This window comes from Methanobrevibacter sp., assembly GCF_030539665.1.
Classification (GTDB): Archaea; Methanobacteriota; Methanobacteria; order Methanobacteriales; family Methanobacteriaceae; genus Methanocatella.
Genome location: NZ_JAUNXR010000005.1, coordinates 97,487 through 112,680 on the forward strand (window position 1 = coordinate 97,487; position 15,194 = coordinate 112,680).

17 protein-coding genes are annotated in these 15,194 nt (G+C 32.2%); 14 read left to right on the plus strand and 3 right to left on the minus strand.

Annotated features, from left to right (window positions below):
- Nucleotides 1-318 precede the first annotated feature (318 nt).
- Nucleotides 319-645: a hypothetical protein gene (locus tag Q4P18_RS07615; protein ID WP_303337495.1), complete on the plus strand. Its 327-nt coding sequence runs from the start codon at nt 319-321 to the stop codon at nt 643-645.
- Between the two features lie 26 nt (nt 646-671).
- Here Q4P18_RS07615 and Q4P18_RS07620 read toward each other — a convergent pair whose 3' ends face one another.
- Nucleotides 672-980: a hypothetical protein gene (locus Q4P18_RS07620; protein ID WP_303337497.1), complete on the minus strand. Its 309-nt coding sequence runs from the start codon at nt 978-980 to the stop codon at nt 672-674.
- 82 nt (nt 981-1,062) lie between these two features.
- Between Q4P18_RS07620 and Q4P18_RS07625 the strand changes: the two genes are divergently transcribed.
- The 9 genes from Q4P18_RS07625 (at nt 1,063) to cfbC (ending at nt 10,120) form a co-directional block, all read left to right on the plus strand.
- Nucleotides 1,063-2,766, plus strand: coding sequence for an ATP-binding cassette domain-containing protein (locus Q4P18_RS07625; protein WP_303337500.1), 1,704 nt, complete (start codon nt 1,063-1,065; stop codon nt 2,764-2,766).
- A 3-nt stretch (nt 2,767-2,769) separates the two neighbouring features.
- Nucleotides 2,770-3,177, plus strand: coding sequence for a universal stress protein (locus Q4P18_RS07630; protein WP_303337502.1), 408 nt, complete (start codon nt 2,770-2,772; stop codon nt 3,175-3,177).
- A 143-nt stretch (nt 3,178-3,320) separates the two neighbouring features.
- Nucleotides 3,321-3,488, plus strand: a complete 168-nt coding sequence (locus tag Q4P18_RS07635) for a 4Fe-4S binding protein (RefSeq protein WP_303337504.1) — start codon at nt 3,321-3,323, stop codon at nt 3,486-3,488.
- 11 nt (nt 3,489-3,499) lie between these two features.
- Complete coding sequence (locus Q4P18_RS07640) at nt 3,500-4,681, plus strand: NAD(P)/FAD-dependent oxidoreductase (RefSeq protein ID WP_303337506.1); 1,182 nt, start codon at nt 3,500-3,502, stop codon at nt 4,679-4,681.
- Nucleotides 4,682-4,692: 11 nt separating this feature from the next.
- Nucleotides 4,693-5,661 (plus strand): UDP-glucose 4-epimerase GalE, encoded by a 969-nt coding sequence (galE, locus tag Q4P18_RS07645; RefSeq protein ID WP_303337510.1) that lies wholly within the window; start codon nt 4,693-4,695, stop codon nt 5,659-5,661.
- 5 nt (nt 5,662-5,666) lie between these two features.
- Nucleotides 5,667-6,590 carry a hypothetical protein gene (locus tag Q4P18_RS07650; RefSeq protein ID WP_303337512.1) on the plus strand — a complete coding sequence of 308 codons (924 nt, stop codon included), beginning with the start codon at nt 5,667-5,669 and terminating at the stop codon, nt 6,588-6,590.
- A gap of 63 nt (nt 6,591-6,653) precedes the next feature.
- On the plus strand, nt 6,654-8,075 hold the full coding sequence (purF, locus tag Q4P18_RS07655) for an amidophosphoribosyltransferase (protein ID WP_303337514.1): 1,422 nt from the start codon (nt 6,654-6,656) through the stop codon (nt 8,073-8,075).
- A 7-nt stretch (nt 8,076-8,082) separates the two neighbouring features.
- Nucleotides 8,083-9,333 (plus strand): peptidase U32 family protein, encoded by a 1,251-nt coding sequence (locus Q4P18_RS07660; RefSeq protein WP_303337516.1) that lies wholly within the window; start codon nt 8,083-8,085, stop codon nt 9,331-9,333.
- Nucleotides 9,326-10,120, plus strand: coding sequence for a Ni-sirohydrochlorin a,c-diamide reductive cyclase ATP-dependent reductase subunit (cfbC, locus tag Q4P18_RS07665; protein ID WP_303337518.1), 795 nt, complete (start codon nt 9,326-9,328; stop codon nt 10,118-10,120). The genes Q4P18_RS07660 and cfbC overlap by 8 nt, the downstream gene beginning before the upstream one ends.
- 41 nt (nt 10,121-10,161) lie before the next feature.
- Here cfbC and Q4P18_RS07670 read toward each other — a convergent pair whose 3' ends face one another.
- Together Q4P18_RS07670 and Q4P18_RS07675 are read right to left on the minus strand one after the other, a co-directional pair.
- Nucleotides 10,162-10,593, minus strand: coding sequence for an acetolactate synthase (locus Q4P18_RS07670; RefSeq protein ID WP_303337520.1), 432 nt, complete (start codon nt 10,591-10,593; stop codon nt 10,162-10,164).
- Nucleotides 10,594-10,605: 12 nt separating this feature from the next.
- Nucleotides 10,606-11,907 carry a phenylacetate--CoA ligase family protein gene (locus tag Q4P18_RS07675; protein WP_303337522.1) on the minus strand — a complete coding sequence of 434 codons (1,302 nt, stop codon included), beginning with the start codon at nt 11,905-11,907 and terminating at the stop codon, nt 10,606-10,608.
- A gap of 314 nt (nt 11,908-12,221) precedes the next feature.
- On the opposite strand from Q4P18_RS07675, the gene Q4P18_RS07680 reads away from it, so the two are divergent.
- The 4 genes from Q4P18_RS07680 to Q4P18_RS07695 all read left to right on the plus strand — a co-directional run bounded on the left by Q4P18_RS07680 (nt 12,222) and on the right by Q4P18_RS07695 (nt 14,325).
- The gene (locus tag Q4P18_RS07680) at nt 12,222-12,932 is read left to right on the plus strand and encodes a DUF2162 domain-containing protein (RefSeq protein ID WP_303337524.1); all 711 of its coding nucleotides are present in this window, start codon (nt 12,222-12,224) and stop codon (nt 12,930-12,932) included.
- 15 nt (nt 12,933-12,947) lie between these two features.
- Nucleotides 12,948-13,592, plus strand: a complete 645-nt coding sequence (locus tag Q4P18_RS07685) for a MotA/TolQ/ExbB proton channel family protein (protein WP_303337526.1) — start codon at nt 12,948-12,950, stop codon at nt 13,590-13,592.
- Nucleotides 13,593-13,603: 11 nt separating this feature from the next.
- Complete coding sequence (locus Q4P18_RS07690) at nt 13,604-13,942, plus strand: DUF2149 domain-containing protein (RefSeq protein WP_303337529.1); 339 nt, start codon at nt 13,604-13,606, stop codon at nt 13,940-13,942.
- Between the two features lie 74 nt (nt 13,943-14,016).
- Nucleotides 14,017-14,325 (plus strand): transcription factor S, encoded by a 309-nt coding sequence (locus tag Q4P18_RS07695; protein ID WP_303337531.1) that lies wholly within the window; start codon nt 14,017-14,019, stop codon nt 14,323-14,325.
- Nucleotides 14,326-15,194 lie beyond the last annotated feature (869 nt).

Consider the following 15,194-nt stretch of genomic DNA (forward strand, 5'->3'; position numbering starts at 1 on the left):
TTAATTTTTTAAGTATAAAGAAAAAAAGGCATTTTTAAGCCGATTTTTCATTAACTTTAAATATGATAATATAAAAAAAGTTGTTATAACAAAAGATAATTTGGTGTAATAATGGTAAGATGTCCTCGATGTGGTTATGAAAATGATATTTCTGATATATACTGTAGAAATTGCACATATCCACTTCAAGATCCCAATACAAATTACGGGTCTAGAAGAAAGAGAGACAAAAGTTGGAATATAGGTACTGGAAAAAAGATATTAATTGTGATTGGAATTATTATAATTGCATTTTTATTGTTCTCCATGGTTTATAACATGACAAAACCAACACCACAATCATCGTTAAATGTAGTTACAGACAATGAGAGCATAGGTGATAATTCATACTATCCTTATCAGGTAAACATTGTTTGTGATGGTAGTTGGGCAGGTCAAGCAGGAGAACCGAATCACATAAATTATATTTCAGGCACTGGAAATAAAACAATAAGGCTGGATTGTGCTTCATGGGATAACGTAACAGTTTCCATAGAAAAAGTATCCGGAAGTTTGCCTTTAAAAGTTCAATTGCTTAGAAACGGAAAAGTAATAGCTGAAAATTCAACTGATGCTACCGGAACCGCAGTAGTATTAAATAAATAAAAAAATAAGTATAATAGCTTTTTTTTTTATTGGCTATTATCGATTTTGGATATTTCTTTTTCAAATAAGTCAATTAACTCTTCAGTCTTATATATTCTAATTTCTTGCTCTTCTTTAGGTTTAAAAAGAGATATGAATAATGTTAGGTCGTTACATAATTGTTCATATTTGATATTGATGGTATTAAAGTTAGATAAGAGATTGACTAGTGTGTTGTAGTCCATATCTTCATTTTCTTTAATAACGGTTTCCATATGTGCAAATTGGGTTTCCATGAGGAGCTTATCATTTCCAATCTTATCTAAATATTCATTTATTTTTGATTCACAATTCATTTTAATCACTTATTTTATTATTTAACATGCAAATAAATATATATTCTTATTAATATAACATTACTTTAAAAGGGGCATGATTATGATAAAAGTAGAAAATGTAAGTAAGATTTATAAGTTAGATGACGGTAACGAAATCACCGCTTTGGATGATGTTAGCTTTGAAGTAAAAGATGGTGAAATTCTTGGAATAATCGGTAAAAGTGGATCTGGAAAAACTACACTTTTAAGAGCTTTGCGTGGTGTAGAGCGTATTAGTTCAGGCAGTATTACAATTGGTGATGTTACTGTAGATTCTAAATCATCCCAATATTATTATAACATGCTTAAAAAGGAAACTGCAATTCATCTTCAAAGATCTTTTGGTTTATGGCCAGAAACAGTACGTGAAAATGTTTTGAGAAAGTTATATGCTCGTGAATATGAAGATGAGGCAGGAACTGATTTTGATTTGGCTGAAAGTGAATTTGGAGAGGAAGCAGATAAGATTATTGAATTAGTATCTCTTTCCCACAAATCAGGACATTATGCCTCTGTATTAAGTGGTGGTGAAAAACAGAGACTCATTATCGCTCGTCAACTTGCAAAACAACCTAAGGTATTGCTTTTAGATGAGCCAGCTACTATGGCATGTCCTAAAACTAAACAAGAAATATTGTCAGCTATTAAAAGGATTAATGAGGAGTTGAATATTACAGTTGTTGTAGTATCACACCTTCCAGATATTCAAAAATACTTGGCAGACAGGGTCATTCTTCTTGAGGACGGTAAAATAAAAGAAGAGGGAGATCCGATTAAAATAACCGATGATTTCATGTCTGAAATGGAACCTATTGTTGATATTGAAAATATAGCTACTGATGAAGATGTTATTGATGTTCAGGATGTTTATAAAAGATTCTATCTTTTAACTGGTGGGGAAGTATTGAATGTGGATGACATTAATTTCAAGGTTAAAAAAGAGAATATCCTGAGCTTGATAGGTCCTAGTGGAGCTGGAAAAACAGTTCTTTTAAGGTTGTTAGGCGGTCTTGACTATCCGGATAAAGGTAACATTTACTATAAGGTTGATGGTGAATGGCACGATATAGACATTCCAGGTATGGGAAGAATGGCTGTAAGAAGTAAATTGGGATTCATGCATCAGGAATTTGCTTTAAACCATTACGCTACTGTTTTGAATCAATTGGCCGTAAGATTGGGTTATAAAAATCACAATATTGTAAAGGAGGCTAAGGAAAGAGCTAAAAGATTGGGTTTAGGTGATGAATTGTTGGATTCTCTTTATTTATTAACAGATTTGCCTGAACAAGAAGCAAAGTCACGTCTGCAGCAAGTGGGATTAATGCCGGACATATTGAATGATTTGTTCCCGAAATTCCCTGAAACTGCAACTCGTGAAGCTGTGGAAGATATCTTCGAAAGTCTTGATTTGCCTTTGGATGTACTTTACAGAAAATCATATGAACTTTCAGGTGGTCAAAAGGTAAGGGTAATGCTTGCTTTAATTTTGATTTCTAAACCTGAATTCTTATTGTTGGATGAACCGTTTGGAGATTTGGATCCTATTACCTTAAGAACAGTTACCAACTCTCTTAAAAAGATATCCAAGAAATATGAGATTACCATTGTAATGATTTCTCATAACACTGATTTCATTAAGGAATTAAGTAATAGGGCAATATTCATGGACGACGGTAAAATCAAGGACGACAGTACAGATGTTGATAAAATAGTAAATGATTTTATTGGCTATTGTGACGCTAGCTATCTTTTGGGGGAGTAGTCGATGTTTGATACCATAATGGTTCCTGTTGACGGTTCTAAGTATAGTGACAAGGCTATTGATTATGCAATAGCTATTGCGGAAAAGTTCAACTCCAAAATAGTTGCTGTTCATGTTTTGAAAGAATTTTCAGCTAATAGCTATGACAATGAGGAAGATAAAGGTGATGATCTTCTTGGTAAAGTCACGGAAAAGGCCAATAATGCAGGTGTCAGTACAATTGAACATTTAATTACTGGCGATCCTTTAAGGGATATGGCTACCATTGTTCGTAAAACCCGTGCAGATTTGGTAATTATGCATGCTTTCGGTTCAGATACATTTGATGATGATTTAAATGAAAATCAGATTGGCAGTGTCTCAGAAAGAGTTATTAGAACCGGAAATGTTCCGGTTTTACTTATAAAATGAATTTTTTTTCATTAAATAGCTATTAAAGCTTTATTTTTTTTTTTATTTTTTCTATTTTTATCTTTTAATATATAATTTTAAATATAATGTAAAACTAATAATTCATAATAGAAATATTTTATAATTATTTAGGAGTATTTACTATGATTGTTAAAGATTGGTGCTCATTTTGTGGTGAATGTGCAGGTGTTTGCCCTAGAAATTTAATTGAAGTTAAAGAATATAGTTTAGTCTTTAATGATGAAGATTGTAGAGAATGTGATACATGTGTTAAGGCTTGCCCTATTGACGCATTAGAAAAAGAGGAATAAGGAGAGATTTTATGATTGAAACTGATGTATTGGTTATAGGTGCTGGGCCTGCTGGTTCAACTGCAGCAAGATATGCTGCTCTAGGTGGAGCAGATGTTATTTTGATGGATAAAAAATCTGAAATAGGTTCTCCTAAAAGATGTGCTGAAGGAGTATCTAAAAAAGGACTTGCAAAAGTTGGTGTAGATTTAAATCCACGCTGGATTACAAAAGAAATTGATGGTATAAGATTAGTTTCACCAAATGGGACTGATGTTTGGTTAACTCAAGAGGAAATCGAATTGCCTGAAGCAGGTTATATTTTAGAAAGAAAAGTATTTGATAAATACATGGCAATGGATGCAGCTCGTGCCGGAGCTAAAATTAAAGTAAAAACCTTAGCGACAGGTCTTGAAAAAGTTGATGATGGTTATATTGTCCATACTGAATCAATGGGTAAAAAAGAAGACATTAAAGCCAAAATCGTTATTGGTGCTGACGGTCCTGAATGTCATGTTGCAAGATGGGCTGGAATGAAACCTACCACTAAAGCGAAAGAGATGGAATCAGGTATTCAATATGAAATGGTTGGTGTTGAATTTGAAAGGGAAGGAGTAATTGAATTCTATTTCGGTAGCGTAGCTCCTGGTGGATATGTATGGATTTTCCCTAAAGGTGATGATATTGCTAATGTGGGTTTGGCAGTTCTTGCACATAAGGCAGATAAACCAGCTATTGAATATTTGGATGAGTTTATTGAAAATTGTCCTTACACTAAAAACGCACAGCCTGTTGAATTAAATGTAGGTGGGGATCCTGTTGGCGGAATGCCTAAAAAGATGTATGATGACAACCTTTTAATCTGTGGAGATGCTGCAGGTCAGGTTAATCCATTAACCGGTGGAGGAATTATCAGCGGAATGACTGGTGGAATGTATGCTGGTCAGGTAGCTGCTGAAGCTATTGAAGCTGGTGACTGCTCTAAAAAATTCCTTAAAGAGTATGATAAAAGAGCTCGTGATGACTTAAAACATGAAATTGACAAATATAAGAAAGTTCAAGAGTATATGTTAACTTTAGATGATGCTGAACTTGATAATATCGCGGAAGCTTTCCAAGATGTAAACTTTGAACAAATTTCTACTACAGAGCTTGTTAAAAGTTTAATCAAAGTATCTCCTAAGGCATTACTTAAATTAGGTAAATTATTATAGGTGATTTATTAATGATTTTGGTAACTGGTGGAGCCGGTTATATTGGTTCTCACACTAATAAGGCTTTGAATAAATCAGGTTATGATACTGTTGTATTGGATAATCTTGTAAATGGCTATGAAGAATTTGTTAAGTGGGGAGAATTTGTCAACAATAGCATTGGTAGTTCTGACATTCGTGAAATATTTGAACAATATGATATTGACGCTGTAATGCACTTTGCTGGCTTTACTTCAGTTGCAGAATCTATTCAACAACCACAAATGTATTTAAAAAATAATTATAAAAATACCTTAAATCTTTTGCAGTTAATGAGGGAATTTGATGTGGACAAACTAATTTTTTCATCAACTGCAGCTGTATATGGGAATCCAACAAAGGTTCCAATTACAGAAAATCAGGATTTAAAACCAATCAATCCTTATGGCCATTCTAAATTCATTACTGAAAAGGCTCTTGAAAGAGAGGCTGAAAAGGGTGATTTTAATTATGTTTCATTAAGATATTTCAATGCTGCAGGATGTGATTTCGATTGTGAAATTGGTGAACTTCACAATCCTGAAACCCATCTTATCCCTTTGATATTGGATGCGGCTAGTGGAATTAGGGATAATATTTCTATTTATGGGGACGATTACGATACTCCTGATGGAACATGCATTAGAGATTATATTCATGTAAACGACTTGGCTGACGCTCACATTAAAGCATATGAATATTTGAAGGAAGGAAACGATTCGGATGTATTTAATTTAGGAAATGGTCAAGGATATTCAGTTAAAGAAGTCATCGACACTTCTAAAAAGGTCACTGGAAAGGACTTTTCTGTTAATATAGGTAATCGTAGAGAAGGTGACCCTGAAATATTGGTTGCAGATTCTTCTAAAATTAAAGATAAACTGGGATGGAAACCTAAACACGATTTGGAGACAATTATTGATTCTGCTTGGAATTGGCATAAAAAAATCAATGGAATTTAGATAATATGAATATTGATAATTCTTCTGTAAGTAAGGTGGATGTTAGATTGATTGTTTCAGGTCCTGAAATGGCTGAACTCGTATCAAAATCCATTAACAATATTGACTTGGAAACGGATTATAATATTATTGTATCATCAATTATCCCAACCACCGATTTGGAAATAGCTAAAAAAGTAGCGGATGGTGCAGATATCATATTGATTGGTGGTTCTGGCCATGATGAGACTTACAATATTCTTTCTAATGAATTGAAAGACGATTATAATCATATAGGATTATTCAATTATAACAATATTATCGATGATCATAATAATTTCGATTATGGTTCTGCAAAAACCGAGATTCTAAATGCCATTATAAAAGCAGGTCTTACTTATTCTTTAAATATAGTTAATATTCACACGTTAGAAAACAAATTATTAAACTTAACTAGAAAATACAATAACTTATTGGATGATTATAATCAGCTAATCGAAGAAAATAAGGTTATTAATCAGAGCAATATTGATTTGGAAGAGGAAATATCTAATCTTGAAGATACTATTTCCAATTTAAAATCTAATTTCTCAACTTTCAAAGCACGTTTTGAAGATATTCATAAAAAAGATATCTTGGAAGTATTCAATCTAGAAAAACTTTGGCTAGAAATTTTTAAAGAAAAAATATCAAACGAAGATAAGGTAGTTTTAGCTACAAATAAATTTAAACCAGAGGATATTATTATTGGTCAGGGTTATATTGGTGCTAGAGATAAGCAATCTGCAATTGAATGGCTTAAAATCGTTAATACTAGTTTAATGCTTTTAGATAATGATTATGGTTCATTAAAAGATGAATTAGATGATATGAATCGTGAAGAAAATGTAGATTCTGAAAACAGTTCTGATTTCAACATTTCTGACAATATAACAAATTTTTTTGATTAATAATTATTTATAGTAGAATGAAGATAATAATTAATATCTATATAATTTGAAGGAAGTTTATACATGCATGGGGAATTGCAAGATAAATGTGGAGTAGTGGGAATACATTGTGAAGATACTTCAAAGGATGTTTCTCATTTTGTTTATTTTTGTTTATATGCGCTTCAGCATAGAGGTCAAGAGTCTGCAGGAATAGCTACTTATAATCCGGATTCTGGATTAAACTATTACTGCGGTATGGGATTAATTACTGACGTTTTTAGAGATTATGAAATCAATAATCTTGTTGGTAATATGGGTATTGGTCATGTAAGATATTCTACTACAGGCCAGTCAAAACTTGAAAATTCACAACCTTTTGTTACAGATTTCGATGACGGATTTATAGCAATGGCTCATAATGGGGATATTGTAAACTCCGCAAGTTTAAGAGATGAATTGATAGAGGAAGGTTATGAATTTAAATCAAACACTGATTCTGAGGTTATATGTTATATGCTCAAACAGGAGCATCACGACCATGGAAAGAATATTATAGATTCCATTGAAGCAGTTTCTAAAAGACTCGTAGGTTCTTATGCTTTAACCATTCTTGTAAATGGTAAATTGTATGCTGTTCGTGATCCTGCAGGTATGAAGCCTTTATGCATAGGTGAAAAGGACGGATCTTATATTGTAGCTTCAGAAACCGTTGCATTGGATGTTATTAACGCTAAGTTTATTCGTGATGTTGAAGCTGGAGAAGTTGTTTACTTTGAAAATAATGAAATCAATTCTCATATTTTAGAAATTACTAAACATACTCATTTAGCTCATTGTATGTTTGAATATGTATACTTTGCAAGGCCCGACAGTACAATTGACGGAATTAATGTGTATGAAACTAGATTGAATATTGGAAAACAGCTTTATGAACAATTCCCAATTGATGCAGATGTTGTAATTCCTGTTCCTGACTCTTCAATTCCAGCAGCTATTGGTTATTCAAGAGTATCTGGAATTCCATATGGTGAAGGTTTAATTAAAAATCGTTATGTTGGAAGGACTTTTATCATGCCAACACAGGAAGAGAGAGAGCTTGCAGTAAGACTTAAACTAAATCCTATAAAAGATGCAATCAAAGGCAAGAAAATTATTTTGATTGACGACAGTATTGTTCGTGGGACCACTTCAAAATCTTTAATTGAACTTGTAAAAGAAGCGGAGCCTGCTGAAATTCACTTTTTAGTTGGATGTCCTCCAGTTATAGCTCCATGTTATTATGGTGTGGCTATGGCTACTAAAAAAGAATTAATTGCTGCAAATTATACTGTGGAGGAAATAAGAGAACAACTTGACATTGATTCATTAGGTTACATTAGTTTGGAATCATTGGTAAAGGCTATTGGAATGCCTGCAGATGATTTATGTTTGGGCTGTCTTAATGAATGTTACCCTACTGACCTTCCGGATGATATAGAAGCAGAAACTTATTATAAACCTTAGATTTTTTATGGTAGAATTATTGTCTCCGGCAGGAAATTTCATAGCTTTGCGTTCCGTTCTTGAAAATGGTGCAGATGCTACATACATTGGTCTTGATGATTATAATATGAGGGCCAATGCAAACAATTTTTCTTTTGATGATCTTAAAGAGGTATCAAAAATAGCCAGAGAATATTCTGCTAAAACATATCTTTGCACTAACATCGTCCTAAATGAAAATGACGCTGTTAAACTTCAAGAAAATTTGCCGTTGATTGCTGAAGCAGATATTGATGGCCTTATTTTATCGGATATTGGTTTGATTGAAGACACTGTTGACAATGGGCTAGAAGCTCATATTAGTGTCCAGGAAAACATATCCAACTCTTTTACTTTAAAAACTCTTAAAAAATTAGGGGCTAAAAGAGCCATTCTTTCAAGAGAGCTTTCTTTAGATCAGATTAAAAAGATTACTGAAAATTCCCCTATCGAAACAGAAGTTTTTGTACATGGGGCAATGTGCATGGCGATTTCTGGAAGATGTTTTTTAAGCAATGCGTTATATGGCAGAAGTGCAAATTGTGGGGACTGTCTACAGCCATGTCGTAAAAATTGGACTCTTTCATTTGATGAAGATTCTGAGGACAACGTTTCCAACATAACTGAAATTGATGATGAGTCTTTTGTTATTTCAAAATCTTATGACGGTTCTTATAGGACCAATTTCTTCTCACCAAAGGATATGTGTATGATAGAGTATATTCCAGAACTTATCGATGCGGGAATTGCTAGTTTTAAAATTGAAGGTAGGGGAAGAAGCCCAGATTATGCGGCTAAGGTTACTGGAATTTACAGACAGGCAATCGACAGTTACTTGGAGGATTCAAATAACTACAGCACAGATTCTAAATGGGTGGATGAATTGTCTGAGGTATTTAATCGAGGTTTCGATACGGGCTTTTACTTTAAAATACCATTTGAGAAAAGCGAAGACAATCAATCCAAATACATTAAAAAGGACATTGGCCGTGTTGTAAATTATTATAATAAAGTTAAGGTAGCGGAACTTAAGATTCATGATGATTTGAAAATTGGAGATAAGATATTAATTCAAGGTACTACTACAGGTTCACGTGAACACATTGTTGATTCTATGCAAATTGAAGGAGAAAACATTGAAGAAGCTCCGAAAGGATGCAATGTTGCTGTTGCACTTCCTTTTAAGGCACGTGAAAATGATTTTTTATATAAATTGATTGAGAGGGATGTTAATGATTAAGAAAATAGCTATTTATGGGAAAGGCGGAATTGGAAAAAGTACTACTGTAGCTAATTTGTCAGCGGTTTATGCAGATGATGGACTTGATTGTTTGGTTATTGGTTGTGATCCGAAAGCAGATACAACACGTACAATTTATGGTGAAAGAATTCCTACAGTTGTTAACACTTTGAAAGATAATAGAAATCCTTCTCGTGATGATTTGGTATTTGAAGGCTATAAAAACATAAAATGTGTTGAAAGCGGAGGTCCCGAACCTGGTGTCGGCTGTGCCGGACGTGGCGTAATTGTTGCTATGAAGAAGCTTGAAAACATGGAAGTGTTTAATGACGATTTGGATATTGTAATCTATGATGTCCTGGGGGATGTTGTTTGCGGAGGTTTTTCAGTGCCTTTGCGTGAAAAATATGCTGATGAGGTAATTATTGTTACTTCTGGTGAGTACATGTCCTTGTATGCAGCTAACAATATTGTTAAGGGAATTAAGAAACTCAAGGGAAAATTGGCAGGGATTATCTGCAATTGCCGTAATGTAGATAATGAAATTGAAATTGTTGAGGAATTTGCTAAAAAAATTAACTCTAATCTATGTGGTATAATTAATAGGAGTAATTTAATTCAGGAAAGTGAATTAGATGCAAAAACTGTTGTAGAAAAATATCCCGAATCAGAAGAAGCTAGTGAATACAGAAAGCTTGCTTCAAATATTTTAAATAATTCAAACTATTCAATTCCAGAACCAATGGATGATGAGGAGTTTGAAGAATTTTTCAAGTCATTTTTATAATTTTTTTAAAAAAATAAGATTTGAGTAGTATTTTTACTACTCTATAAGTTATACACTTCTTCCGGACTTACTATTACAACATCCTCTTTTTCCAAAGATGAAACTAATTCATCCAAATTGTCTGTATGAAGTAAGAGAATAGCTTTGTCTGCCTTGTTATGAGTAAAAGCATACAGATATTCAAGATCAATATTGTTCTTTTTAATGATTCCCAAAATTGAAGATAGTCCTCCTGGAGAATCATCCATTTCAATGGCAACAATCTCTGTTGGCTTTACAAGGAAATTGTTTTCCTTAAGTATTTCAATACCCTTTTCAGGATCGTCGACCACTATTCTTAAAATTCCAAAATCTGATGTATCAGCAAGTGAAAGGGCTTTGATATTGATATCTGCATTTGTTAAAATTTCCAAAGCATCATAAAGGCTTCCTTCCTTATTTTGTAAAAAAATTGATAATTGCTTGATTTTCATTTAAATCTCCCCTTAATGTAAATTTCTCTCATCAATTACTCTTTTGGCTTTTCCTTCAAATCTAGGTAAGCTCTTAGGTTCAACAAGTGTTACTTTTACTCTAATTCCAGTCTCATTTTCAATTGATTTTCCGATTTTTTGCTGTATGTTAACCATTTCCTTAACACCGTCAAAGAAAAGACTTTCAGACGCTTCAACTTTTACTTCGATTTCATCTAATACGTCAGGTCTTGTTACGATAATCATGTAATGAGGTTCAACTTCCCCAACTTTGAGCAATGCCTTTTCTATTTGTGATGGGAAAATAGCTACTCCTTTTACCTTAATCATATCGTCTGATCTTCCTGTAATTCTGCTCATTCTTGCAAAGGTTCTTCCACATTCACATGGTTCATAGGTAATGGAGGTGATGTCCTTTGTTCTGAATCTGATTACAGGCATTCCTTCACGTTCAAGGTTTGTAAGAACCAGTTCACCTTTTTGATTCGGACCTAAATTCTCTTTTGTAATCGGATCAATAATCTCTGGGTAAAAGATATCTTCAGGAATGTGAAGGCCTTGTTGGGCGATACATTCGATTCCAACACCAGGACCCATAAGTTCAGTTAATCCGTAGATGTTGAATGCTTTAGCACCAAATATCTCTTCGATTTTCTGCCTCATTTCTTCAGTCCACATTTCAGCTCCAAATCCGATTGCTTTGATGTTTAGTTTTTTAGGGTCAATTCCTTCCTCTAGTGCAATTTCTCCTAAATGGATACCGTATGATGGTGTAAAAATTAATCCAGTACTTCCAAAGTCCTTCATAATTTCAATCTGTCTTCTTGTTTGGCCTGTTGAAATCGGTATGATTGTAGCTCCAATTTTATGGGATCCGTAGTGAACTCCAAATCCTCCAGTGAACAATCCATATCCGTGAGTATTTTGTATGATGTCGTCTTCTCCAAGACCCATCATTGTAAGTCCTCTTGCAATGGTTTCTGCCCATGTATCTAAATCTTTTTCAGTGTATCCGGAAACTACTGGTTTGCCTGTAGTTCCTGAGGATGAGTGAACTTCTTTAATTTCTTTTTGATCTACTGCAAACAATCCGAATGGATAGCTTTCACGCAAGTCATCTTTTGTAATGAATGGAAGTTTTTCAATATCCTTAAGAGTTTCAATATCTTCAGGATATACTTCGGCTTCACTATATTTTTTATTGTAATAAGGAATTTTATTAAAAGCTCTTTTTACTATTGCTTGAAGTTTTTTTAATTGTAGTTCTTCAAGTTCTTCTCTTGGCATACATTCTTTTTCTTTGTCCCAAATCATGGTTTTACCTATAATAATTACTTGATTAGTTATTTATTTTTTTATAATTTTAAATTTAATGTTTGCTCTGCCTATTTTTTCATCTGTTTAATAAAAGTTGTTTTATAATTTTTCTATTAAAATTGTTTTTATTTTTTTATTTAAGTTTATTTTAATTTTTTATAAAAATCCTTTAAACCTTTTTATTTTCAGTTTTTCCCAATTATAATTGTTATAAGTCTTTGGATTTTTAATTTTCTATAAAAACAATTTATATAGTATAATTTATAAATTATTAATCATATTGGAATTTCAATAAAATATGGTGAGAAAAAATGGATATAATGAATATGTTATGGCAATTGGGAGTAATTGCCGCCGTTTTAGTATTTGGGTTTAAGTTAGGTTTGGCTTCAGGCCTTGCGGACATACCTAAAAAATTATTTGCAGGCATTTGCGGTAGTTATGCTATAGGTGTTTTAATAGTTTCATATATTGCTTCATTTTTCGCAGATGAATTAACTGCAGCTATTTATTCATATAACAGTTTGTTTTATGTTTTAATGGCACTTATTATGATTTTTGCAGGTTTATTAACAATTAGGGAGTGGAAAGTGCATGAGAAAAACACAAGCACTGCTACTTGTTTGGTTGTTATCGCACCATGCCCATGTTGTTTCGGATCAATAGTAGTAAGCATATTGGTTGTTGCTCCAGCTATTGGTATAGGAATATTTCATTTAAGCATAATTGTAGCTATTGCATTAGTCGCTGTTATGGCAATAACATTTTTTGCTTCAAATACTATCATGAACCTTATTAAAAAACCATATCCTATTGTTTTAGGTAATTTTATGCTATTTTTAGGAGCTTATTTCCTATTATCTGCTATTGTAATCCCAAATGTTATAGAAGCATTAGGAAAAAGTTCAAATTCTCTTAGTATATCCTCTCCTGGAACAATTTTGGGAGTAATTTTAATAATTGTTTTATTGATTATTGTAGGCGTAATTTTGAATAAAAGAAGTGAAGCTCTTTTAAAATAATGATTTGGTGATATTATGAGTACAACTATAGCAGGCAGCGAATATTTGACAGGAACTTTGGATGTAATCTCTCAAAGTTTGTCTATTCCTGTTCTGGTTATTTTATTAATTTTGGTGGCTATTTCAATCATAGTTTTAGGTGGTTTTATATCAGAATATACTTCAAGAAAGAAGGTTTCGGTTTCTACGATTTCTGATGCTATTTTCAGCATAAGCACTGCCCTTTCAATTGAGGATTTAAAAAATATTATTGATAATGTGAAAATTCCAAATTCACAAAAGAAGATTTTAACCGAAATAGCTGACTCCAAACAGTTGGATAAGGTAACAAGAGAAGCGTTAGCACGTAAGCTAGTTGAAAATGAGGAAGAAAAAATTGATAAAACTTTAGAAAAAACTGATATTATTACACGTATTGGGCCAACTTTAGGTTTGATGGGTACCTTAATTCCTATGGGGCCAGGTCTTGCAGCATTAGGTGCTGGGGATATTAATTTACTTGCAGATTCATTGACTGTTGCATTTAACACAACAATTGTTGGTATTGGTTGTGGTGCATTATGTTATGTAATTTCCAAAATCAGAAGAAGATGGTATGATAAATACATTTCAGATTTAGATGCCTTATCTGATGCTGTTCTAGATTATATGGGTAGATAAGGGGATTTTTTATGGTTAGAAAAAAGCAAAGAAGACGTAGGCATTCTCAGGTTGAAGAGGATCCTATGGCTGGAACTGCTAACCTTGTAGATGCAATGCTTGTTATTGCTGTAGGTTTTTTAATTTTCATCGTTATGAGTTGGAATATGCAAAGCGTTGTATTTTCCGACATGTCCCAGGATGAAAAGCAAAAGGTCATGGAACAAATGAAGCAGGTTAGTGAAGTGGATCAGGGTAAACTACTAAATGAAACTCCTGATGTGTCAGAAAGCTCAGGTCAGGGGTATATGGAAATGGGTAAGGTTTATAAGGATCCGTCATCGGGTAAGCTTATTATGGTTGAGGGTTAACCTCAAATTATTTTTTCTTTTTTTTTCAAAATTTTTATATATTCTTATAGCTAATATTTCTATGGTGATTTTTTATGGAATTTTGTCCGGATTGCGGTTCTGTATTACTTCCAAAAAACGGAAAATTAAAATGTAGCTGTGGCTATGAATCAGATTTAGATGATAAAGAGAATTATAAAGTTGAGGGTGAGATCAATCCTCAAATGGAAGTTCTAGTTACTGATAAAGCAAGCAATGCAATGCCTACCAAAAAGATCACATGTTATAAATGTGGTGGAACCGAAGGTGTTTGGTGGGTTGTACAAACAAGATCTGCAGATGAAGCACCAACATACTTTATTCGCTGTACAAACTGCGGGAATACTTGGAGACAATCCAACTAATTTGATTTATCCGTATTCTAATTTCATTCATTCATTTTTTTAATTTTTTTATTAAAATTTATCTAATTTTTTCAATCATGATTATATTTTTAAATTTTTTTTGGTCATTTTTTTAAATCTTTTTTATTTTTTGAAAATTTTTTAATATTTTTAATAAATTATATTCATTATGATAGAATATTATTTGATTTTTATTAATAAAATAATATTTTTTTATTTATTTTTGATATTTTATTCAAATATTTTGTCTTATTTTCCGAAAAATTTATAAATATTTTTCTACTTATTATATAATAAGCCTCTGAGTTTTGAAAATAGTAGTTATTATAAGTGGTTGTATTTTTCATATCCTACTCAATGAAAAGCATATGTCTATTACCAAAACATTAGCTTATCAATAATGATATTTTCGAAACTCTAGGGGCTTGTTGTTGCCTGTTTGAAATCTTTTCTGCAATATGTTTTTTTTCTATATTTTTTTTAGACTTATGTTGATCGTTTAAAAATTTTTCAGAATAAATTATATTTTATTTAAAATTATTCATAATTATTTAATTCTAATTTGATAAAAATAGTTTTTTTATATTTTTTTATTAATTTTGTTTAAGTATAATTAGATATGTTTAAATAATAGTTGCTATAATCTTTTCGTACTAATAGGTTTCAGGGATTGAAATTATCGAGGTTTCTATTATTTTTTCATCTCCTGTTTTCCAATTAAGTACATATCTATTACCTGTCAGAAATCTGTAGATAACGGATATTTCTAAAATCTATTAGTGACACTTATTATTTGCTTAATCAAGTATTAACCAGTCTTGTTGAAACCTTATAATTTTTATTATTTTTTGTTTCATATCGATTTTTGA

Excerpts from the sequence above, each read along its gene's own strand:
- Q4P18_RS07615 (WP_303337495.1), top strand. The coding sequence starts at position 319 with ATGACAAAACCAACACCACAATCATCGTTAAATGTAGTTACAGACAAT.
- Q4P18_RS07620 (WP_303337497.1), bottom strand. The coding sequence starts at position 980 with ATGAATTGTGAATCAAAAATAAATGAATATTTAGATAAGATTGGAAAT.
- Q4P18_RS07625 (WP_303337500.1), top strand. The coding sequence starts at position 1,063 with ATGATAAAAGTAGAAAATGTAAGTAAGATTTATAAGTTAGATGACGGT.
- Q4P18_RS07630 (WP_303337502.1), top strand. The coding sequence starts at position 2,770 with ATGTTTGATACCATAATGGTTCCTGTTGACGGTTCTAAGTATAGTGAC.
- Q4P18_RS07635 (WP_303337504.1), top strand. The coding sequence starts at position 3,321 with ATGATTGTTAAAGATTGGTGCTCATTTTGTGGTGAATGTGCAGGTGTT.
- Q4P18_RS07640 (WP_303337506.1), top strand. The coding sequence starts at position 3,500 with ATGATTGAAACTGATGTATTGGTTATAGGTGCTGGGCCTGCTGGTTCA.
- galE (WP_303337510.1), top strand. The coding sequence starts at position 4,693 with ATGATTTTGGTAACTGGTGGAGCCGGTTATATTGGTTCTCACACTAAT.
- Q4P18_RS07650 (WP_303337512.1), top strand. The coding sequence starts at position 5,667 with ATGAATATTGATAATTCTTCTGTAAGTAAGGTGGATGTTAGATTGATT.
- purF (WP_303337514.1), top strand. The coding sequence starts at position 6,654 with ATGCATGGGGAATTGCAAGATAAATGTGGAGTAGTGGGAATACATTGT.
- Q4P18_RS07660 (WP_303337516.1), top strand. The coding sequence starts at position 8,083 with ATGGTAGAATTATTGTCTCCGGCAGGAAATTTCATAGCTTTGCGTTCC.
- cfbC (WP_303337518.1), top strand. The coding sequence starts at position 9,326 with ATGATTAAGAAAATAGCTATTTATGGGAAAGGCGGAATTGGAAAAAGT.
- Q4P18_RS07670 (WP_303337520.1), bottom strand. The coding sequence starts at position 10,593 with ATGAAAATCAAGCAATTATCAATTTTTTTACAAAATAAGGAAGGAAGC.
- Q4P18_RS07675 (WP_303337522.1), bottom strand. The coding sequence starts at position 11,907 with ATGATTTGGGACAAAGAAAAAGAATGTATGCCAAGAGAAGAACTTGAA.
- Q4P18_RS07680 (WP_303337524.1), top strand. The coding sequence starts at position 12,222 with ATGGATATAATGAATATGTTATGGCAATTGGGAGTAATTGCCGCCGTT.
- Q4P18_RS07685 (WP_303337526.1), top strand. The coding sequence starts at position 12,948 with ATGAGTACAACTATAGCAGGCAGCGAATATTTGACAGGAACTTTGGAT.
- Q4P18_RS07690 (WP_303337529.1), top strand. The coding sequence starts at position 13,604 with ATGGTTAGAAAAAAGCAAAGAAGACGTAGGCATTCTCAGGTTGAAGAG.
- Q4P18_RS07695 (WP_303337531.1), top strand. The coding sequence starts at position 14,017 with ATGGAATTTTGTCCGGATTGCGGTTCTGTATTACTTCCAAAAAACGGA.